Below are 21,088 nucleotides of genomic sequence, written 5' to 3'. Positions count from 1 at the left end.
AGCGAAAATATCTTTCTGGCAAGGCGGTGGAAGTTTCATTACAATAGCGCCGACCTGAAATGGGACCTGGGTCCCGGATAAAACTGATTATGGTCGTTTCTGTTTGTTACTCAAACCTTTCTGTAAATAAATATAGAAAAGTGAGATAAAGGACCTGTACATGAGTGCTGATAAACACCTGCAAAGCTGGCAAGAAAGATTTGAACTGGCCGAGGCTATGCAACCTCTGCTGGGTAAACTGTATCGCAACCAAGGTGTAGAAGTTGTTGTCTATGGCAAGCCTCTGCTGAACGCCTCTACCATTGATATCATCAAGGCTCACCGTCTGGTGCGTCGCCACGTGGGTGATAAACTGCGTCTGCGTGAAAGCTTCCCCTTTATTGAGGTGCTGAGCAAGCTGGCAGTGAAGCAGTGTAAAGTTGATATCGGCAAACTCGCCGTCAATTACTGGCGTAACCACAGCGACGCCAGCGAAATCGAAGCCTATATGGCCTCTGAACTTGCCAGCGCCATTGACCACGCTGACGAAGTAGAACCAAGAGATGTGGTTCTTTACGGTTTCGGTCGCATCGGCCGCCTGTTGGCCCGTCTGCTGATTGAACGTACAGGCCGCAGCAACAAACTGCGTCTGCGTGCCATCGTTATCCGTGGTGGCCGTGCCGGCGACCTTGAGAAGCGCGCCAGCCTGCTGCGCCGTGATTCAGTTCATGGTCCTTTCAACGGCTCTGTTGAAATCGATGAAGAAAACAACGCCTTGATTGCCAACGGTACCTACATCCAAATCATCTATGCCAATGGCCCGGAAGAAGTGGATTATACCAAGTACGGTATTAAAGATGCGTTGGTTGTTGATAACACTGGCGTGTGGAAAGACGAAGCTGGTCTGGGTCTGCACCTGAAGAGCCCCGGTGCTGCCAAGGTTCTGCTCACGGCACCCGCCAAAGGCAACATCAAGAACATCGTATTCGGTGTGAATGATAACGATATTCTCGATGAAGACACTATCGTTTCTGCCGCATCTTGCACCACCAATGCCATCACCCCGGTGCTCAAGGCCATCAACGACAAGTACGGTATTGAAAACGGTCATGTGGAAACCATCCACTCGTACACCAACGACCAGAATCTTATCGATAACTACCATAAGGCCGATCGCCGTGGTCGCAGCGCACCGCTGAACATGGTTATCACTGAAACCGGCGCTGCCAAGGCCGTTGCCAAGGCGCTGCCTGTTCTGGCTGGTCGCTTGACCGGTAACGCTATCCGTGTTCCGACGCCAAACGTGTCCATGGCTATTCTGAGCCTGAACCTTAACAGCGAAACCAGCAAAGACGATATCAATGACTATTTGCTGGACGTCGCGTTGCATTCACCACTGCAAAACCAGATTGACTTCACCAACTCCACTGAAATTGTGTCCAGTGACCTGGTGGGTTCTCGTTACGCCGGTGTAGTGGACTCTCAGGCCACTATCGCCGATGGTAAGCGCGCCATCCTGTACGTTTGGTATGACAACGAGTTCGGTTATAGCTGCCAGGTAGTGGGCGTGATGCAGAAAATGCTTGGTCTGAATCACCAGTCTCTGCCGCTGTCTGAATAACGACAAAGCGCAGTAAAAGCCCGGCAATGCCGGGCTTTTTTATGGTTCGCACAATAATGCAGCATACGGACTTCCAATAGTAAAAAAGCCATTGACTGAGAGGGGTAAAAAGGTAGAATGCAACTCGCTGACGGGAACACCGTCACCCCAAGAGACGCGACATTAGCTCAGTTGGTAGAGCGATACCTTGCCAAGGTATAGGTCATCGGTTCGAACCCGATATGTCGCTCCAGCTTCTCAAGGGACCAGTTTAGGCGCGATGGCAGAATGGCTATGCTGCGGATTGCAAATCCGTCGATCTCGGTTCGACTCCGGGTCGCGCCTCCACTTTTAATCTCCAAAAACCTCTTTTTCGCCAATCCGGTATCATCACACTTTTATCGCATTTTTTGATGAATGTTCATCTATTAAAGATTTTCATCGAGAATCTTTAGCCAGCGCTACATTACGATTTGCAGCAATGCTATAAATATGCGGTTTTCATTACTTCCATTCTAAAGGATAGATCCCATGATATTTTCCCAGGTTGTACCCGCACCCGCCGATCCGATTTTAGGTCTGACCGATGCCTTCAAGGCCGATCCTCGGACCGATAAAGTCAATCTTGGGGTTGGGATCTATAAAGACGAGGCAGGGCAGACCCCGGTACTGAAGTCGGTGAAGCAGGCCGAAGCTATCCTTTTGGCTGAAGAAAGCACCAAAAACTATCTGGGGATTGAGGGCGTAACTTTGTACAACAAGGTTGTGCAGGAGCTGCTGTTTGGTGCAACCCACACAGTCACCACAAAAGAACGGGCGGTGACGGCACAGGCTCCGGGTGGTACGGGCGCGCTGCGTGTTGCCGCAGAGTTTGTGGTACGAAACACCCCAAGCCGGGTGATCTGGGTGAGCAATCCAACCTGGGCAAACCATCAAAACATTTTTGAAACTGCAGGCCTCACCGTAAAAGAATACGGCTATTACGATGCAGCCAACCATGACATCGACTTTGATGCCATGCTTAACTCACTGGATGCAGCCAAGCAGGGTGATCTGGTCTTATTTCACGGCTGCTGTCACAACCCAACCGGAATTGATTTGACACTCACGCAGTGGCAAAAGGTAGGTGAGCTTTGTGCTGCAAAAGGTTTGGTTCCGCTGTTTGATTTTGCCTATCAGGGCTTCGGTCGTGGCATAGAAGAAGATGCTGAAGGTCTGCGTTTGGTCGCGTCTATGGTTCCAGAACTGGTTATCGCCAATTCCTTCTCCAAAAACTTTGGTCTCTACAACGAGCGCATTGGTGCCGTGACCCTGGTTGCCGCTACGGCAGAGGAAGCCAAGGTGGCATTCAGTCAGGTCAAACGTACTATTCGTGCGAACTATTCAAATCCACCGGCTCACGGTGCGCTGATTGTGAGTACGATTTTAAGTCGTCCAGAACTGAAAGCCGCCTGGGAGCAGGAACTGGCAGAAATGCGCGAACGTATTGCCGAAATGCGTACTTTGTTCGTCGAGAGTCTGGCAGCTGCCGGTGTAACACAGGACTTTTCATTTATCAGCTGTCAGATGGGGATGTTCAGCTTCTCCGGCCTGAATAAGGCGCAGGTGGAAGCCCTCAGAGCTGAACATGGTGTGTACATTGTTGGTTCAGGCAGAATAAGCGTTGCCGGCATGACCAAAACCAATATGCCGGTTATTTGCCGTGCCATTGCCGCAGTGCTCTAATTTCACAAAAAATTGATGTGAAAACAGAAAAGGCTGCCAAGTGCAGCCTTTTTTAATCCAGTGGCAGTCCGTGCTAGGCTATCAAACGTTTGCGGCCTAAAGGCGCCATAATGGCTTTTGCAAGCGCCTGAGTATCGTGCAAACCTTGATGATGCTTACTGCGAAGGGGCTGGTAATGACAGATGCCCTCGGTGTATTCGTGTTCAGCGTGACACAAAACCCGCTCAATAACCGGCTTACCTATCAATTGATGGCACCATTGGATACGCTCGTTGAGCGTTAAATGGTTTGCGGCAGAGGAAACCTCTGCCGTAAGGTTATCAATCAAAATCACTTTGGCTTTTGCACGGCGAATAGATGCTGCGACTTTGGGAAGGAGCAGTGCCGGTAGGGTAGACGTTAAAAAGCTTCCCGGGCCAAGCACTATCAAATCCGCTTCTTCGATGGCAAGGCACGCCTCGTGGGTAGGTTCAACCATGGGTTCAAGGGAAAGGGCTATCGGATGGCTCTCAAGCCTGTCCACATCCAATTCACCAAACACCTTATTGCCACAGGCCTCCAGCGCGACCAGGTGCGTCGGTTGTTCGGACATGGGAATAAGTTTGCATTCGATTTTCAGCATGCCCCGGATGAGATTCACAGCATCCAACGGACGAACACACAGCTCATCCAGGGCATAGAGAATCAGATTGCCGAGGTTATGGCCACCCAGCTCCGACTCACCTTCGAATCGATATTCAAAGAGCAGAGAGCCAACAGAGGGTCTATCAGCCAGCTGAGACAGGCAGTTACGAAGGTCGCCCCAGGCAATGCAGTCGTGCTGCGCCCGCAGGCGACCTGTGGAACCACCGTTATCAGTGGTCGCCACAATGCCTGTCAGTCTGGGACCAAGAAATGAAAGACTGGAAAGCACGCGTCCAAGGCCGTGTCCACCGCCGATTGCGACGACCTTACGATATTCATTGAATTGCAATATATCCATATCAGCTTCCTTGATGCACTTACAACACCGACACCCCTTGTCGGTTACATACGCCAACCAGTTTAGGCAAATCGTTCAGATTATACAGTCATAAATTTTGCGATGGGAACAGGATCACATATAATTTTGTCCGCGAACCGCTACTCGCTGCCACAATGAGAGTAACTATTTGAAAACCGGTAAAATATCAACACTTATTCTTGCCTTCGCGCTCTGCTTCATGGTGATTCTGCTTCTGAGAGTCAGCCTGATCCCGGACCTCGAAGAAAAAGGTAAGTCTTTGAGAGTATTACCAATGCTCTCACAGACGACGCGTTTGCCTGATTTCGACACCTACGCCGACGTGGGTGAGAAAAAGAGTGCATTTTTTGAATTTTTACGTCCGATAGTGCAGGACATCAATCGCGCTACGTTAAAGAAAAGGCGTTTTGTCAGTGAAATACTGCTGAAACTCGAGGCTGGAAAGCCCCTGTCCGCCAAGGATCAGCAACGTTTAGCTACGTTGGGTGTTGAGTACGGCGTGCTTGAATCAGAGCACGCATCTGAGTGGAACACCACTCAGACCAAACAACTGGTACAGAGCCTACTAAAACGCATCGATATCATTCCTGAGTCCTTGGTGCTGGTGCAGGCCGCGAATGAGAGCGGATGGGGCAGTTCGCGTTTTGCCCGTGAAGGGCTGAATCTTTTCGGTCAGTGGTGCTACACCAAGGGCTGCGGCATGGTGCCTTCGGCCAGAGCCCAGGACATGAGTCACGAAGTGACTGTGTTTAACACAGTGGAAGATGCCATTGCCTCTTATATCAATAACCTGAATACACATTCGGCTTATAAACTTTTCCGTGCCATTCGTGCAGAGCAGCGAGCCAAGGGCATCGAACCTGCGGCAGATGCACTGGTGTATGGCCTGGTCAATTATTCCGAGCGACGTGAAGCCTACGTCGATGAATTGCTGCAGATGCTGCGGCACAATAAAGCCTACCTGGAATCTCAAGATGAATCCGAGAATCAAACTCTGTCTGCTGTCCAGTCTGATGCTGTCGGTACCTGCATTTGCCACTACCGTTTCGCTGGAGTACAGCGGATTTCATGACAGATTGAAACTGGTTAAAAAGGGCGATTTCCCAAGAACCGAACTGACCTTTTCAGTACCCATGAAAGCGGGCTGCAAGATAGTAAAAGGCGAAATCACCACTGAGTCAAAACGCTTCCCCCTGACCATTACCGATGACCAGCGGTTGTTTGTGCCCTTCGACGATGATTTAAAGCTGGCAAGGGCGCTGGTTAACATAGAAACAGATGGAGATGCGTCAACCTGTGGCTTAAGCCTTCAAGTAAGAGAACGGGTTCCTCAAACCCAGTATTCCGGCGACACGCTGGCCGAACTTAAATCGGAAATGGACAGCTTACAGGCCTCTTTACAGGGCTTCCCAATGAAGTACTTTGCCCGCCCGTCAGACGGAATTCGGTTTGAGTTTACCCAGGAGGGACGGTTTGCCACGGTTGATGGCAGCGAAAAGAGACTGTCAAAAGAGTTGATACTGACAAGTGAAGAGCTGGACGGTATTTCTCAACTGAGTTTCTCAGACGCACCACAGATAGTCAGCCCTTGGTACGCGCAAACCAAATAGCGCCAATAGATTTTGCGAATGAAGGCCCATGAAAAAGCCCGCTTTAAGCGGGCTTTGTTATTTTTATCGCTCACATGTCCCGGTCTCCTTGGCCGGGATGTGAGCCATCAGGGCGTAAAGGTCGATACTACATCGATACGTGTGCCTTGACGTTTGCTGGCGTCGTCCAGATTAATGTGGCCACTGTTTGCTGTGTCCATAAAGTCAAACGCAGGCAAGTCCGCCTCTGCTACATCACCGCGAAACTCGGCGTTGGGATCCTGCTTAAGCGAGACGAAGTCGAACTGCTCGCGGTCGACGCCCTGGGAAGGCGCGGTGTTTTGCATGGCGGTAAAGATGGTTTCAATACGGCCAGGATGCTGGCGATCCCACTGCTTAAGCATGTCTTTTACTGCGGCACGCTTGAGGTTTTCCTGAGAGCCACAGAGGTTGCAGGGAATAATGGGGAACTGCTTCAGCTCGGCATATTCGGCAATGTCTTTTTCACGGCAATAGGCGAGGGGGCGGATAACCACGTTGGCACCGTCGTCGGACAAAAGCTTGGGCGGCATGGCTTTCATTTTGCCGCCATAGAACATGTTAAGGAACAATGTCTCAATAATGTCATCCCTGTGGTGACCCAGTGCGATTTTGGTGGCACCAATCCGCTGGGCAAATCCATACAGAGTGCCGCGACGCAGGCGTGAACACAAAGAACAGGTGGTTTTGCCTTCCGGGATCTTGTCTTTAACGATGGAGTAGGTGTCTTTCTCAAGAATATGAAAAGGTACCCCCAGGGTCTCAAGGTAAGCAGGCAGCACATGCTCCGGGAAGCCAGGCTGCTTTTGGTCCAGGTTAACGGCAACAATTTCAAACGAAACGGGGGCACGTTGCTGCAAATTGATAAGAATATCCAGCATGGCATAGCTGTCTTTGCCACCGGACAGGCAGCACATGACCCGGTCGCCTTCTTCAATCATGTTGTAGTCGGCGATAGCGCTGCCAACTTCACGACGCAGCCGCTTTTGCAGCTTGTTGAGGCGAGTGATCTGTTTTTTGGAAAGTTCGTCTTGCTGGATTTCAGACATTACAACGTCAGACATAAAAAAGCGCCCGGTAACCTAGGTTTCAGGGCGCGTATTATTCCAGCTTAGTGGCTTAGGGTAAAGCGTTAGCCTTCCTGAAGCGGTGATTTATATCCATCGGGTTTGATGGCGAGCAGGTCACAGTTAAGGCTGTCGATGACGTGTTCGGCGGTATTGCCAATAAGCGCAGCAGAAAGACCGGTGCGCCCTACGGTACCCAAAATCACCAGCTCTGCATCGAGATCCACGGCAAGCTCGGGGATAACATCTTCTGGCAAGCCCTCTTTGACATGGCAGGCTTCGACGGGAATGCCATAGCTCGTTGCCAGATATTGCACACGCTGCTCATGCTGCATGCGAATGGACTCGTTATAGCTGTGTGCGTCAAAGTCCGGCAATTCGATGGCGAGGTTGACCGGTGTACCTGGGTAACCGTTGACCAAATGTACTTTGGCATCAAACTGGGCTGCCAGGTTTTGCGCGTACTCAATGACTTTGCCGTTAAGGGCCTGGTGTTCTGGATCTTCGGTAGCGACGTTTACGGCGCAAAGGATTTTGCCCCCGACCGGCCAGTCGTGCTCTTTCACCAACAATACAGGAACCGGTGCTTTACGCATCAGGTGCCAGTCGGTAGGGGTGAAGATAACGGCTTTGAGCTTATCGTGTTCGTGAGTACCTTTCACAATCAGGTCAAAACCACCTTCAATGGCATAATTGATGATGCTTTCAAACGGGCGGTTGTGCCACACAACCTGGGTTTGAATATGAATGCCATCCTGAGTAAAGGGGGCAATCAAGTCACCCAGCCAGGCAACACGCTGATCGATAACACCTTTGCGCATGGCTTCACGCTCGTGAGCCGACAAAATGGATGTCATCTCGTAAGAAAAATCGAAAATGGACAGAAAAACGGTAATAGAGGCCTGGTTCTTTTCGGCAAGCGCAACGGCGCGCTCCAGAGCAGGTTGCTTATCTTTAGTAGGGTCAACAACGACCAGTAACTTTTTATATTCCTTCATGGCGGCCTCCTGATTAGCTGTCATTCATCTACCATAATGAACCGGACAGGCTATGCTGCATTGTTTTAGATCAATGACTTGCTTTTATCTTGCGATACGGGCGTTGCCTGCCAGCGTATTCAAGCCAGCGAAGTCAATGATGGTGATGTACTTGCCTTTGACTTCGATAAGTTCAGATTTTTGGAAACGCCCCAACAAACGGCTGATGGTTTCTACCGTCAAGCCCAGATAATTACCTATATCGCCGCGGGTCATGGTTAAACGGAACTCACGCTGTGAAAACCCACGGTTACCATAGCGTGTAGCAAGATTTGCAATAAATGCCGCCAGCCGCTCTTCTGCGTTCTTTTTACTGAGCAACAGGATCATTTCCTGATCCGACATAATCTCATTGCTCATCAATCGCATGATCTGTTGGCGAAGCTTGGGCATGGAGCCTGAAAGTTCATCCAGGGTATTGAAGGGGATTTCACACACCATTGAGGTTTCGAGCGCCTGGGCAAAACTCTGATGGGTGTTGGCATGAATACCGTCGAAACCGATAACATCACCGGCAAGGTGGAAGCCGGTTATCTGCTCGTCACCCTGTTCAGTGATGGTATAGCTTTTAATGGTGCCGGAACGAATGGCATAGAGAGATTTGAGAGAGTCGCCGGATTTGAAAATTTGCTCGCCTTTCTGGATAGGCTTTTTACGCTCAATAATATTATCCAATTGATCCAATTCGTTGGCGTTGAGCGTGAACGGAATACACAGGGTTCCCATACTGCAATCATGGCAATGGATGGTGCAACCGGTGGCGGCGGGGCGGCGATGTTTATTTTGATCGATTGGCATTATTCGTTCCCAAACCTGTTGATTAACTACATGTTAACTCAATTGCACCCGCCGGGCTAGCCAAGCTGGGCGACACCAATATATAAGGTTTGAACGCCAAAGGCCATGAGCAGTGCACCCGATAACCAACGAACAGCACGGCGTTGTAACCACCCCATCAGCGACTTCGCTGCCACGCCCACACTCAGAAGTGCAGGCAAGGTGCCCAGACCGAAAAACAGCATGATAAGGGCACCATCGAGTGGATTGGCACTGGCGACAGACCAGGTCAGGGTGGAGTACACCAGACCACAGGGCAACCAGCCCCATACACTGCCTGCTAGAATGGCTTTGGCACGGGTGTCTATGGGCAGCAAGCGCTTTCCAAATGGCTGAATGACGCGCCATAGTCCTTTGCCAAGGGTTTCGATGAAGACAACACCAGACCAGATTTTGGCAACGTAAAGTCCAAGCAGAATCATCATGATCCCGGCCAGAAAACGCAGAAACAGCGTAAGATGGCCCGCATCAAACAGCAGGCTTAAGCCGCCTGTGGCGCCTCCGGCGATGGCGCCGGCGAGAGTGTAGCTGGCGATACGGCCGCCATTGTAAGACAGGAGGAACCCGAGTCGATGGGCGAGGGGATTGTCATGACGTGCCGGCGCTGGGATTTGGCTTGAAAAGGCCCCTAACAGGCCGCCACACATGCCAAAGCAGTGAACTCCGCCCATCAAGCCGACCAAAAAGGCTCCGGAAAGGCTGTAGTCCATCAGCGCTTGTCCGCCTCAATGTTGTTTGAGGCGGACACGTGAGCGTCTGGTGCCTTGGGTGTTTCTTCTTCAAACAGGATAGACGCTCCCTGTCGGTCGAGATCGTCAAATTGTTCGGTTCGAACAGCCCAAAAAAAGACCCCGACTGCAATCAACACAAACAGCATGGCAATGGGAATGAGGATGTAGATGATACTCATGGTTTTAACCTCAGTAGCCTCAGGCTGTTACCCACCACAATCAGGGAGCTGGCAGACATGCCGATGGCCGCGATATAGGGTACAACATGGCCGGTGACGGCAAGGGGTAAGATGAACACATTGTACCCCAATGCCCAGGCAAGATTCTGCCTGATTATTTGATTGGTTTTCCCTGCAATATTCATGGCTTCAACAAATCGGTGCAGGTGGTCACCGAGTAAAATCAGATCGGCACTGTTTTTGGCGATGGCGCTGCCACTGCCCATGGCTACTGACAGATCGGCGCCAGCGAGCACGGGCGCATCATTAATACCATCACCGAACATCGCGACCAGCGTATTGTTGCTCCGTAGGGACTCGACCAGCTCAAGCTTGCCTTTTGGTTTGAGCCCGCCATTTACCTCGGCGATACCCAGTGTTGATGCCACCTGCTGCAGATGAGCCGAGGTATCACCGCTGGCTATCTGCAGTTTGATGTTTTTGGCTTTTAAGGCGGCAATGGTCTCTTTGGCATCGTCTCTGAGCCTATCCTGGATCTCAAAAGCCGCCAGTAAGTTGCTGTCAGTACCGAGATACACCCATTGCCCTGGAAAAACCAATGCTGATGGCACCTTCAGGTATTCGGCACTGCCAATCAGGTAACGGGTACCTTCGATGATGCCCTCAACGCCAGCCCCAACCAGATGATGCTGTTTGGTGACTTCAAGCGTTGTCGGTATCCTGGCAAACAATCTTGCAATGGGATGAAGCGACCCCTGCTCCAACGCAGAAGCGATAGCGAGTGCACGGGCTTTATCGACACCCTCATACAGCTGGATATCGCCAAAACTGAAGCTGCCACAGGTGAGGGTACCTGTCTTATCAAATACCACCGTGTTTATTTTTGGGAGTTTTTCAAAAACACTGCCATTACGGGAAATAATCCCCAATCGGGTAAAGAGCCCGGTTGCGCAGGTCACGGCGGTGGGTGTGGCCAGAGCTAAAGCGCAAGGGCAGGTCGCAACCAAAACTGAGAGGGTTACCCAAAAGGCATCTTCGGGGGCAAACTGACGCCATACCAGATAGGTAATGGCGGCAATTGTTAGGATAGTGGCGGAGAAATAACGCGCAAGCTTATCTGCCGTCAGGGCGATAGCCGGTTTTGCATTGGAGGCGAGCTCCTGCAGTCGGATAATTTCTGCAACCAGCTGGTCCTGGCCTATGGCGGTCACTTTCACCCTGATGGGTTGTTCCAGATTGATGGTACCCGCAAATACCTCGGCTCCCGGCGCCTTGGATATCGGCAGCTGCTCCCCGGTAAGCATGGATTCATTAATGCCGGAAGTGCCTTCCACTATCTTGCCATCGGCCGCTACAACGTCACCCGGGCTGACCAAAATGATGTTGCCGACCTGAAGCTTCTTGGCGGGCACTTCTTCTATTCCTTGCTCTGTCACCAGTGACGCAGTGAGTGGCACCAACTTATGCAGGTTGCTGGAGCTGACGGAGGCCTTTTGACGGGCATTCTGCTCGAAATAGCGACCCAAAAGCAGGAAGAAGGTAAACATGGATACGGATTCGAAATAGACCTCGCCCGTGCCCTGAATGGTGGCGACACAGCTGGCAATATAGGCACCACAAATCGCAATGGAAACGGACACATCCATGTTGAGCTTACCACTCAGGATGGCGCGTATGGCGCTGAAATAGAATGGCTGCGCCGAGTAGAACACCACCGGAGCCGCAAATATCATGCTGACCCAGCGGAAATAATCACGAAACTCGGTTTCCAAATCGGTAAAGTAGCCGGCATAAAGTGCCAGGGCGAACATCATCACCTGCATGGTGGCGAACCCAGCAAGCCCAAGCCGCAGCAAAAAGCGGCGGCTGTTGCGCTTGCTGATCACTTCCTGATCGTCCAACTGAAATGGTGCGGCGTTATAGCCGATGCTGCCGATGGCAGACAGGATCTCGCTTAACTTCACCAAAGAGGGTTGCCAGCGAATAAACGCGCGCTGGGTAGTGGAGTTCACTTGAATACGGTCGACGCCGTCAAGCTTTTGCAGCTTATGTTCAATGAGCCAGGCACAGGCAGCGCAGGTAATGCCGTCAATGCTGAGAGTCACTTCTTCCCGACCATCTCGCTCCTGAACGAAATCCTGCTGTACTTCAGGCAAATCGTAGGCGCTGAAATGATTGAGGCTTTCGGGGACCAGTGCCGTTTGGCGGCTGCCTGGCTCGGTTCGGTACTTGTAATAGGAAAGCAGGCCAGCATCAACAATGGCCTGGGAAACCGCCTGACATCCCGGGCAGCACATCACCTGATCGACGCCATCGATTCGGGTGATGAAATTGCTGCCGGTCAGGACAGGTTCGTTACAGTGAAAACAGGGTTTCTGGGACATATCTGACTCAGTTCAGCCAGTGCTCTTTGCCCTCAGCAAGTTCCAGACGCTGTTGCAGACGCCACTTGCCATCGAAACTCTCAATGCGAACTTCCCAGAACCCTGAAATGGGTTGTGAAGGAATAATGCGATAAAGCTTGGTTGCATCCTGGGTAAGCAGACCCGCAAAATCACGATCGGCAAGGGTAGGGTGATAAAAGCTGGTATTGAGCGCGGCGTCATAGGCCGGGCCGCCATGCTGCTCGAGGGTGATGGCGCCGTCTTTAACCGAGACCAAAAACTGCATACCAATCTGGCGTGCATATTGGATTTTGGACAGGTCCATATTGATGGCCTTGCCCTTTTTGTAATATTCCTCGGCTACCAACGAATCAGAGTTATCCATGGCAATTTTAAGGGTGGCAAAACTTGCGATGACGGCGCACATGGGAAGGATAATTAAAAACCAGGGCCAGAACTGCTTATACCAGGCTTGCTGCTCATTCATTGTGTAATACCAAAGGTCAATTCGTTAGCGATATTCTATCGTTTAATGTCTGAGTTATCACTTAAAAAAAGGCCCCGATTTTATCTCGGGGCCTTGATTTTACTGACGTTAATTACTTGTTAGACAAGCTGTAAACGTAGGCAGTGATGACGTGGACTTTTTCTTCGCCCAGAACGTCTTTCCATGCTGGCATCACACCGGCGCGGCCGAACTTGATTGATTCTTCAATCTTGCCGCGGCTGCTGCCGTAGAGCCACACGTTGTCTGTCAGGTTAGGCGCGCCCATGAACTTGTTGCCTTTGGCATCCATACCGTGACAGGCGAAACAGCCCTTCATGAAAGAACCCTGACCTTGAGCTGCCAGAGCAGCGTCATGCTCACCACCGGACAGGCTGACAACATACTCAGCCAAGCCTGGGATTTCACTGTCATCGATAGGCAAGCCACCCTTTGGAGGCATCATGCCACGACGACCATTCATGATGCTGGCCTTAATGGTAGCCAGGTCGCCACCGTACAGCCAATCGGCATCGGTAAGGTTGGGGAAGCCAGTGCTGCCGCGGGCGTCAGAGCCGTGACACTGGGCACAGTTTTGCAGGAACAGACGACCACCCACTTTCAGAGCTTCTGGATTTTTCACCAGTTCTTCCAGTGGCGTTGCCGCGTATTCTTTGAAAATGTGTCCGTATTTGTCGTCAGCGCCTTTCACTTCAACATCGTACTGAACCCAGCGACCTTCTTTAGCCGCACTTTCAATGGCGGCTTTAGAGTCGGCCTTAATACCTTGCTCAGTACCAATGCTCTGGTTAGAGCTACTCCAACCCAGGAAACCTTTGAAGTTACCCAGACCTGGATACAGCGCCAGATAAATCACACCAAACACGATAGTGATGTAGAACATGTAGCTCCACCACTTAGGCAGTGGGTTGTTCAGCTCTTCGATACCGTCGAAGCTGTGACCCATTGACTCGCCTTCTTTAATATCAGGCGTCGTGTTCTTGGAACAGATCCTCAGCAGCACGAAGCAGCCTACGATCACCAGGATAGTGAGTATGCTAATCCACATACTCCAGAAGTTACTCATCAACATTATTTTTGCTCTCCTGAGTCCTTCATTGCCTTGGTTTCCTCATCGGAGAACACAAGGTTAGCCGCCTCGTCGAAACTCTTTTTACGACGGGAGCTATATGCCCAAGCAAATATACCGACGAAGGTCAGCATTACAACTATGGTTACAATCCCGTGTAATGTGCCGTAATCCATATAGTTGCCTCCTTATTTGAGTGCGTGTCCCAGAGACTGCAAGTACGCGATGATGGCTTCCATCTCAGTTTTGCCTTCTACGGCTTTCTGAGCGTTGGCAATGTCAGCATCGGTGTAGGGAACGCCAAATCCACGGAAGACTTCCATTTTCTGTGCAGTCAACTTGCCATCCAGCTTGTTGTCTGCCAGCCATGGGAAGCCAGGCATATTTGACTGAGGAACTACAGCGCGAGGATCAATCAGGTGAACTTCGTGCCATTTGTCACTGTAACGACCGCCTACACGGGCCAAATCCGGACCAGTACGCTTGGAACCCCACTGGAATGGGTGATCCCATACAGATTCGCCGGCTACAGAGTAGTGACCGTAACGTTCAGTTTCAGCACGCAGGGGACGGATCATCTGGCTGTGACAGTTGTAGCAACCTTCACGGATATAAATGTCGCGACCTTCAAGCTCGAGTGCAGTGTAAGGACGCAGGCCTTTCACTGGCTCGGTGGTATCTTTCTGGAACAGCAGTGGTGTGATTTGCACCAGACCACCGATGCTGATCACCAGCACGGTGAAGATACCGAGCAAACCGATGTTTTTCTCAATTAATTCATGGTTGAATTTCATCGTGTCTACTCCTTATGCAGCTTTGGCTTCAGACAGTGCAGGCAGTGAATCTTTAGGTGCCTTCACAGTGCGGAATACGTTGTAAGCCATAATCAGCATACCGGTTACGAAGAAACAGCCGCCCAGGAAGCGTACGAAGTAGAACGGATAAGAGGCTTCCAGACTTTCTACAAAGCTGTAGGTCAGGGTGCCATCTGAGTTCACTGCACGCCACATCAGACCCTGCATTACACCGGAGATCCACATGGCAACGATGTACAGCACAGTGCCAATAGTCGCCAGCCAGAAGTGTACGTTTACCAGAGAGGTAGAGTACATGCGGCCATGACCGAAAAGGTTAGGGATCAGGTGATACAGAGAGCCGATAGACACCATCGCTACCCAACCCAGAGCACCAGAGTGTACGTGACCCACGGTCCAGTCAGTGTAGTGTGACAGGGCGTTTACAGTCTTGATGGCCATCATAGGACCTTCGAAGGTAGACATACCGTAGAAGGACAGAGATACCACCAGGAAGCGCAGCACTGGGTCAGTGCGCAGTTTGTGCCAGGCGCCTGACAGGGTCATGATGCCGTTGATCATACCGCCCCATGAAGGTGCGAACAGGATCAGTGACATCACCATACCCAGAGACTGAGTCCAGTCGGGCAGGGCAGTGTAGTGCAGGTGGTGAGGACCGGCCCAGATGTAAAGCGCGATCAGCGCCCAGAAGTGCACGATGGACAAACGGTAGGAGTATACCGGACGACCGGCTTGCTTAGGCACGAAGTAGTACATCATACCCAGGAAGCCAGCGGTCAGCAGGAAGCCTACGGCGTTGTGGCCGTACCACCATTGCACCATGGCATCTACCGCACCGGCGTAAATGGAGTAAGACTTCCACAGGCTAACAGGCACAGCCATGGAGTTTACGATGTGCAGAACAGCTACCGTGATGATGAAGGCACCGAAGAACCAGTTCGCCACATAGATGTGGGAAGTCTTTCGCTTAACGATAGTACCGAAGAACACAATCGCATAGCTGACCCACACAACGGCGATAGCGATGTCGATTGGCCATTCCAGCTCGGCATATTCTTTGCCGCTGGTGATACCCAGTGGCAGAGTGATGGCGGCAGCCAGAATGATTGCTTGCCAACCCCAGAAGGTGAATGACGCCAAAGCTGGCGCAAACAGACGGGTTTGACAAGTACGTTGAACAACATAATAGGAGGTGGCGAAAAGCGCTGAGGTACCGAACGCGAAGATCACCGCATTGGTGTGTAATGGCCGCAAGCGGCTGTAGGTTAACCAAGGGGTATCGAAGTTCAGCTGAGGCCAGATTAACTGAGCCGCAATCAGTACACCGACGGACATACCAACAATGCCCCACAGAACTGTGGTTAAAGCGAATTGGCGCACGACAGTGTAATTGTAATCAGCGCCGTGTGGCTGGGAATGGTTCATCATAGTGCTTCCACTGCTTATTACTTTTACTTGTAATGTGAGTAAAGACGAGCTCTACCGGTTTTTTTTAAATGACATTCAGCGCGTTCCCTATCGGGCTCAACACTGGCTGTCAATGCCTGTGCCTGCGGAATTGTTACCAACCGCAAGGCTTTGCAATGATACTTGAGCTGTGTCAAAAAAGATACCTGGATGGCCGTGGGTTTGTTGATCTGGATCAATCGGAACAATAGAATGTTAACATCTTGCAGCATAAGGTGATTTATTGTGCTAGGCGTACGTAATCTCGCGTTGGCGAGCATGCTTTTCAGCCTGATTTTCCTGTCGGGATGTGATCAGAATCAAATTTCCCCCAAAAGGGCGGTGAAAGAACCTGGATTATGTGATTTTCATGCCGGGGAATGCCAGCATTCTCTTGGCGAAAATATCATCACGCTAAGTTTGGCTCCTGCTAACGCGCCCAGTGAAAAGCCACTGAAATTCCAGTTAAAAAGTGCCAATAAACTTGTCATTACCAGTAGCCGGATTGAAGGCCGAGACATGTTTATGGGCGTCATCCCATTAAAGTGGCAACAAACGGATGAAAACACCTTTAATGCCACCGCAGTGTACGGCAGTTGTTCCAGTGATTATATGGTGTGGCGACTCTGGCTCAGCGTGACAAACGAAGCCGGGATGTCGCAGCAGATTTGGTTTGATTTTCTTGCCGATAACGACTGATATCACTCGCCGCTGTCTTTCCAGCACTCTTTAATGGCGACAAAGGTCTGAACGTTGTCGATAAAGAGTTGCAGCAATACAGGATCGAAGTGGGTTCCTGAGCAATTTTTCATTTCCTCCAAAACCTTGTCCAGTGGCCAGGCTTCTTTGTAGCATCGGGCATGGGACAGGGCATCAAACACGTCAGCAATGGCAACGATGCGCGCATAGATATGAATATCGTCTCCTCTGAGGCCTCCAGGATAACCACTGCCGTCAAATTTTTCGTGATGCTGCAACGAGATAGTCGCGGCAGCGTTAAGAATAGGCCGCTCTGAATTGGCAAGAATCTGATGTCCGATCACCGGGTGCTGCCGCATGATTTGCCACTCGTCATTGTCAAGCTTCCCGGGTTTCAAAAGCACCGCGTCAGGAATGGCTATCTTGCCGATATCGTGCATTGGCGCCGCACGTTTCAACAAGTCAGCTTCATGATCGGCAAGGCCCGCCAGCAGGGCCAGCTCATGGCAGTATGCAGCCATGCGTTTGACGTGGTTCGCCGCTTCCTTCGACCGGCTTTCTACCACGTCACCCAAACGTAAAATGAGTTCTGATTGGGTGTCTTCAACCTCCTGGTTAAGCAGCAGGTTTTCAAAAGCCACTCCGACATTAATAGCAAAAATATCAATCAGTTGTTTGTCGAGATCACTAATCCTGTCGATGCCGTCCATGTACAGCAGATTGATTAATCCGCTCTTGGTGGGGAAGTATCCGACGAAGCAATTCTGCTCATAGAGGCATCGTTTCTGTGAAAGGGCTTCTTTCAGCAACGCCAGGATATTGGGGGCCAGAGCTCGGTCATGGTGTGCAGCAAATTGGCCTGTGCCGGCGAGGATTTCGAGGTCATGGGCACCGATTTTACCACTGATGGCATCCATGGCATTGCAGGAAAGAAGCAGGGTCTCAGTATCAAGATTCAACAGGCTTGCCACCTGGGTAAGCAACCCGTCGGCAAACTTGTGCAAAGTTCGGAGTTCGAACAAACCTGAAGTGGCCTCCAGCACCCGTTCGAGTCCTTTACGGTGCTTGAACTGGACTTGCCGTGACTGTTCGATTTCCATAATGTCGCGGTAGGAGCGCAGTGAAGAATACACACTGGTGACGAGTTTGCGAGAGTCGAGTTCGGCTTTGGCTTTGTAATCATTGATGTCGTAATTGACAATAACGTCTTCTTCGGGTGCCTGACCGGGTTGGCCAGTCCTGAGTACTATACGCATGGTGCGGTTTTTAAGTTCTTCGCGTATCCAGCGTACCAATTCCAGGCCAGCGTGGTCGCTTTCCATGACTACATCGATAAAGGCAACGGCAACGTCGGTTTCGTTGTTGAGGATCTCCTTGGCTTGCTCGCCACTGTAGGCATTAATGAAAGCGAGGGAACGACCTTCCAATTTAAATCTGGACAGGGCGAGTTTGGTCACTGTGTGGACATCGGGCTCATCGTCAACAACCAGAATCTTCCATGCTGGTCCCGAATCCTCTGATTCAACCTTTTTTTTGCCCGAAAACAAGGGACTTTTCTTTGCCATATCAATGAGCATTCGTAGGCCTCAAGCTAGAAACACGGCTAGGTTTATTCAATTTGAGTGTAGATCAAGTATTTCATCGCAGTGGATTTTTTACATTAACAGCAAGCCAAATTGAGTTTATGATAACTATTCTCATTTAAGTTCTGTGGTGTAAAAAGGGGGAGGTCATGAAATACGTTAATCTCAGCATTCCAGCGTCTGTACTGGCAAAACTTATTTATGAAGGTCAGCTGTGCGCTGCTGACTTCCAGTGTCTGGATTCAGAGAGCAAACGCGAGCTCTGGCAGTTGTGCCTTTGGGCCTGTAAAAAACGAGTAGGTTGTAAAAAGACAGCGCAGTTAATTGCCACAACGAACATCATCGGAAATCCAGACGCAGACATCAGAACATTGCCCGAAATAAATGGTTGTTTTGATGGAGACCATGATAAAGATGATGCGGCAATGCCGGATGAATGCGCGGCTTGTGCGTTTGATTGCAATAAACCGAGTGAATAGACGCTGTGACGGATAACCAACATTGTACGTACAGGATCGAGGCTTTAAATAACGTCGGCTGAGTGGAGACAATTTCCCTTGGATGATTTACCAGGTGTGACGTCAGCGTTGGAAACAGAGAGACTAGTTATGTGAACAGAGCTTACTTTCGATTTAGGTTAGGACTTCGAGGTCATCCCGTTAACGCCGTAGCTTCAACAACAGATGCTTGCAGCTGGCGATTTCGAAGGCTTAGAGAGCGGTTAATCCTGACCAGAACGGGTTAGCGCATCAACAGCAGGATAACCGAGCCCAACACCAAAGCACACAAACAGCCTCACACCTAAATGCGCACAATGTATATTATGTTAAATGACATATATTAAGACGCCACCCTTTAGAATGTGTTTCGTCCATAGTCACACTCATCCGTACAATTCTGGCACCTCAGGAAGTTCTACTAATATGTTCATCAAACATCACAGCGCCCTTTCGGCTTCCTATCCACTGGTGCTTCAATCTTGCTGCCTCAATCGCAAAAGATTAACCTTTACTTCAAGTTTAAGTTGGTCAGCCCTCAGGAGTGCCGCTAATGAAAATCGGTGAGTTATCTGAACGTACAGGCCTTGCCCCATCCCGAATTCGATTTTACGAACGTATTGGCCTGTTAAAAACAGTTAGTCGTAAGGCAAATGGCTATCGTGATTATCCGGTAGAAGCTGAGACTCTGCTTAAATTGATTGTTACTGCACAACAGGCCGGCTTCTCACTTGATGAATTAACCACCTTGTTGCCTGCGGATATGTCCAATTGGAGCCACAGCTCGTTGCTTGAATCTCTTCGCCAGAAAATTCGTGATATAGACACTATCCAGAAGCGGCTAGCGGAGAGCAAAGCCCAACTGGTTGAGCTGTTAACTGAAATCGAGGCCAAACCTGTCGATATGAACTGTGCCGACAATGCAAAGCGTGTGCTGTCGCAGTTTGGACTGAGTAAATCCTAAGCTGCTAAGCACAACCTCTATGCTAAACACCCGGTGCCCGGATGAATAGACCGGGCGTAAAAAGCGGTAGTCACCTTTGGCACGTCGGGGAACATCGCTTATCAGGCACTAAACCTACCGCACTTATTATTTGCCGGTTTTTTCGACTAACCTTAGCCAGCAAGTTTTCTCAATATCAATTCAGTGGATTGGTGTCTGGTACAATTCAGCCAACGGCTTGGGTGCATAGAGGGCGCTTTGGAAGCTGGGTACATAGTCGTACCTTAACATTTCTCCTAACTGCAGAGACTTTAAGTATTTTGAAAAGCTCCCATTGCCCAGAGTCAGTTTGACGGCATCATCATCCAAAGTGGAGCCATAAAGCATGTGCCTGAAGATGGCATAGCCGTATGTTAACTCGCCCTTCTGGTCAATATTTATAAAGCTATTATTCACCAATGTCGGTTCCTCATCCAAATCCGTCAGCCTGACTGTCTCGAGGGTAAAGTCCACCTCGCCAGTGTCTGCGTCTGCAATATCGAATACCAGTGAGGCGGATTTTTCTTTGTATTGGATAGTCGTCAGCCACTTTGGCAGATTGTAACCGACCACTCCCCGCACACGAGCAAGCTCTGTATCTACGGGAAGTTTAAGCACATAACCCCAATAATCTTTGTCCGAAGTCTGGTTAATCAGACTCACTGGACCCAGGTTAAGGCTTCCCGGTTTACTGGTAACGATCGCCAATGAAATTTCGTTATAACTGTCATTGTCACAATAGTGATATGCGTATGCTGTTAAAGCGACTAACCCCCTCCCCGGCCAGATTTGGAGCGGCTGCACTTGCTGACTGACAATGTCAGGAAGCAATTCTCTAAGGCGGTGAATATCCGCCGTGTAGATGACAGTCACCTTGGTGTTTTCGTAGTAAAAATTTGGTGAATAGGATTCAAACCCCATATCCACCCTGGTTTTATCTAAGGTATTGAACCAGGTGAGATCTGTTGCAGGAGACTCCTTAGCTATCTCAGAAAGAGGCGGGTTAGATCTGTATCTGTCATAAAGACCGTCTTTAACGATAGGCACCCGATGTCCTGCAAGATCAATCCATCGTTCGCTTTCAGGCCCATTGTCGGCAGCTCCGACGCCCCAGACTGCCGGTGTAAGTGCTAAGACAATCAAACCTGAAACTATGGAAATATAACTATTTTTCATAAGATTAAGCCTCTGATGGTGAACTCCGATAGATAGGTATACTTGGATAAAAACCGGGACTGCGGATATCACAATAAGATTTAACTTAGCTTTAAGGTCAAGTGACAAATTAACGATTGACCTTAAACAATGATTCAAGGTTAGAG

At 50.2% G+C, this 21,088-nt stretch carries 21 protein-coding genes and 2 tRNA genes; 9 read left to right on the top strand and 14 right to left on the bottom strand.

All coding sequences use genetic code 11. The annotated features are described in order from the left end of the window. The first annotated feature begins 160 nt into the window (after positions 1–160). The 4 genes from K0H63_RS10090 (at position 161) to K0H63_RS10075 (ending at position 3,304) form a co-directional block, all read left to right on the top strand. Complete coding sequence (locus tag K0H63_RS10090) at positions 161–1,600, top strand: glyceraldehyde-3-phosphate dehydrogenase (RefSeq protein ID WP_011759919.1); 1,440 nt, start codon at positions 161–163, stop codon at positions 1,598–1,600. A 156-nt stretch (positions 1,601–1,756) separates the two neighbouring features. Next, positions 1,757–1,832 (top strand) — tRNA-Gly (locus K0H63_RS10085). 21 nt (positions 1,833–1,853) lie between these two features. Then, positions 1,854–1,927 (top strand) — tRNA-Cys (locus K0H63_RS10080). A 183-nt stretch (positions 1,928–2,110) separates the two neighbouring features. Beyond that, positions 2,111–3,304 carry an amino acid aminotransferase gene (locus K0H63_RS10075; protein WP_220064571.1) on the top strand — a complete coding sequence of 398 codons (1,194 nt, stop codon included), beginning with the start codon at positions 2,111–2,113 and terminating at the stop codon, positions 3,302–3,304. 73 nt (positions 3,305–3,377) lie between these two features. On the opposite strand, the gene yvcK is transcribed toward K0H63_RS10075, so the two are convergent. Next, positions 3,378–4,286, bottom strand: coding sequence for a uridine diphosphate-N-acetylglucosamine-binding protein YvcK (yvcK, locus tag K0H63_RS10070; protein WP_220064570.1), 909 nt, complete (start codon positions 4,284–4,286; stop codon positions 3,378–3,380). A 295-nt stretch (positions 4,287–4,581) separates the two neighbouring features. Between yvcK and K0H63_RS10065 the strand changes: the two genes are divergently transcribed. Together K0H63_RS10065 and K0H63_RS10060 are read left to right on the top strand one after the other, a co-directional pair. Continuing rightward, positions 4,582–5,379: a glucosaminidase domain-containing protein gene (locus K0H63_RS10065; protein ID WP_258405564.1), complete on the top strand. Its 798-nt coding sequence runs from the start codon at positions 4,582–4,584 to the stop codon at positions 5,377–5,379. Next, positions 5,282–5,917: a DUF2987 domain-containing protein gene (locus K0H63_RS10060; RefSeq protein WP_220064568.1), complete on the top strand. Its 636-nt coding sequence runs from the start codon at positions 5,282–5,284 to the stop codon at positions 5,915–5,917. The genes K0H63_RS10065 and K0H63_RS10060 overlap by 98 nt, the downstream gene beginning before the upstream one ends. Before the next feature lie 107 nt (positions 5,918–6,024). On the opposite strand, the gene ttcA is transcribed toward K0H63_RS10060, so the two are convergent. The 11 genes from ttcA to ccoN all read right to left on the bottom strand — a co-directional run bounded on the left by ttcA (position 6,025) and on the right by ccoN (position 15,987). Beyond that, the gene (ttcA, locus tag K0H63_RS10055; RefSeq protein ID WP_220067878.1) at positions 6,025–6,984 is read right to left on the bottom strand and encodes a tRNA 2-thiocytidine(32) synthetase TtcA; all 960 of its coding nucleotides are present in this window, start codon (positions 6,982–6,984) and stop codon (positions 6,025–6,027) included. A gap of 83 nt (positions 6,985–7,067) precedes the next feature. After that, positions 7,068–8,000 carry a universal stress protein UspE gene (gene uspE / locus K0H63_RS10050; protein ID WP_220064567.1) on the bottom strand — a complete coding sequence of 311 codons (933 nt, stop codon included), beginning with the start codon at positions 7,998–8,000 and terminating at the stop codon, positions 7,068–7,070. Between the two features lie 84 nt (positions 8,001–8,084). Further along, positions 8,085–8,837, bottom strand: a complete 753-nt coding sequence (gene etrA / locus K0H63_RS10045) for an FNR family transcription factor (protein ID WP_220064566.1) — start codon at positions 8,835–8,837, stop codon at positions 8,085–8,087. A gap of 56 nt (positions 8,838–8,893) precedes the next feature. Beyond that, complete coding sequence (locus tag K0H63_RS10040; RefSeq protein WP_220067877.1) at positions 8,894–9,589, bottom strand: sulfite exporter TauE/SafE family protein; 696 nt, start codon at positions 9,587–9,589, stop codon at positions 8,894–8,896. Further along, positions 9,586–9,786 (bottom strand): cbb3-type cytochrome oxidase assembly protein CcoS, encoded by a 201-nt coding sequence (gene ccoS, locus K0H63_RS10035; RefSeq protein ID WP_220064565.1) that lies wholly within the window; start codon positions 9,784–9,786, stop codon positions 9,586–9,588. Before ccoS ends, K0H63_RS10040 begins: the two co-directional genes overlap by 4 nt. Beyond that, complete coding sequence (locus K0H63_RS10030; RefSeq protein WP_220064564.1) at positions 9,783–12,170, bottom strand: heavy metal translocating P-type ATPase; 2,388 nt, start codon at positions 12,168–12,170, stop codon at positions 9,783–9,785. Before K0H63_RS10030 ends, ccoS begins: the two co-directional genes overlap by 4 nt. 7 nt (positions 12,171–12,177) lie before the next feature. Continuing rightward, entirely contained in the window at positions 12,178–12,657 is a 480-nt protein-coding gene (locus tag K0H63_RS10025) for a FixH family protein (RefSeq protein ID WP_220064563.1), read from the bottom strand. Between the two features lie 112 nt (positions 12,658–12,769). Continuing rightward, positions 12,770–13,741: a cytochrome-c oxidase, cbb3-type subunit III gene (ccoP, locus tag K0H63_RS10020; RefSeq protein ID WP_220067876.1), complete on the bottom strand. Its 972-nt coding sequence runs from the start codon at positions 13,739–13,741 to the stop codon at positions 12,770–12,772. Positions 13,742–13,746: 5 nt separating this feature from the next. Continuing rightward, positions 13,747–13,920: a CcoQ/FixQ family Cbb3-type cytochrome c oxidase assembly chaperone gene (locus tag K0H63_RS10015; RefSeq protein WP_011759906.1), complete on the bottom strand. Its 174-nt coding sequence runs from the start codon at positions 13,918–13,920 to the stop codon at positions 13,747–13,749. Positions 13,921–13,932: 12 nt separating this feature from the next. Continuing rightward, the gene (gene ccoO / locus K0H63_RS10010; protein WP_011759905.1) at positions 13,933–14,538 is read right to left on the bottom strand and encodes a cytochrome-c oxidase, cbb3-type subunit II; all 606 of its coding nucleotides are present in this window, start codon (positions 14,536–14,538) and stop codon (positions 13,933–13,935) included. 12 nt (positions 14,539–14,550) lie between these two features. Further along, entirely contained in the window at positions 14,551–15,987 is a 1,437-nt protein-coding gene (gene ccoN / locus K0H63_RS10005; RefSeq protein ID WP_011759904.1) for a cytochrome-c oxidase, cbb3-type subunit I, read from the bottom strand. 264 nt (positions 15,988–16,251) lie between these two features. Here ccoN and K0H63_RS10000 point away from each other — a divergent pair, with 264 nt between their 5' ends. Then, a complete protein-coding gene (locus K0H63_RS10000; protein ID WP_220064562.1) occupies positions 16,252–16,704 on the top strand; it encodes a hypothetical protein in 453 nt (150 codons plus the stop codon). A gap of 2 nt (positions 16,705–16,706) precedes the next feature. Here K0H63_RS10000 and K0H63_RS09995 read toward each other — a convergent pair whose 3' ends face one another. Further along, on the bottom strand, positions 16,707–18,281 hold the full coding sequence (locus K0H63_RS09995) for a DUF3369 domain-containing protein (RefSeq protein ID WP_220064561.1): 1,575 nt from the start codon (positions 18,279–18,281) through the stop codon (positions 16,707–16,709). Between the two features lie 155 nt (positions 18,282–18,436). Here K0H63_RS09995 and K0H63_RS09990 point away from each other — a divergent pair, with 155 nt between their 5' ends. Beyond that, positions 18,437–18,766, top strand: a complete 330-nt coding sequence (locus K0H63_RS09990; protein ID WP_220067959.1) for a hypothetical protein — start codon at positions 18,437–18,439, stop codon at positions 18,764–18,766. 571 nt (positions 18,767–19,337) lie between these two features. Beyond that, entirely contained in the window at positions 19,338–19,748 is a 411-nt protein-coding gene (locus K0H63_RS09985) for a MerR family transcriptional regulator (protein WP_220064560.1), read from the top strand. A gap of 180 nt (positions 19,749–19,928) precedes the next feature. Here K0H63_RS09985 and K0H63_RS09980 read toward each other — a convergent pair whose 3' ends face one another. Further along, positions 19,929–20,942: a hypothetical protein gene (locus tag K0H63_RS09980; RefSeq protein WP_258405563.1), complete on the bottom strand. Its 1,014-nt coding sequence runs from the start codon at positions 20,940–20,942 to the stop codon at positions 19,929–19,931. Positions 20,943–21,088: the final 146 nt, after the last annotated feature.

Origin of the sequence: Shewanella zhangzhouensis (assembly GCF_019457615.1) — a bacterium.
GTDB classification, from domain to species: domain Bacteria; phylum Pseudomonadota; class Gammaproteobacteria; order Enterobacterales; family Shewanellaceae; genus Shewanella; species Shewanella zhangzhouensis.
This window is presented reverse-complemented; position numbering and strand designations above follow the sequence as displayed.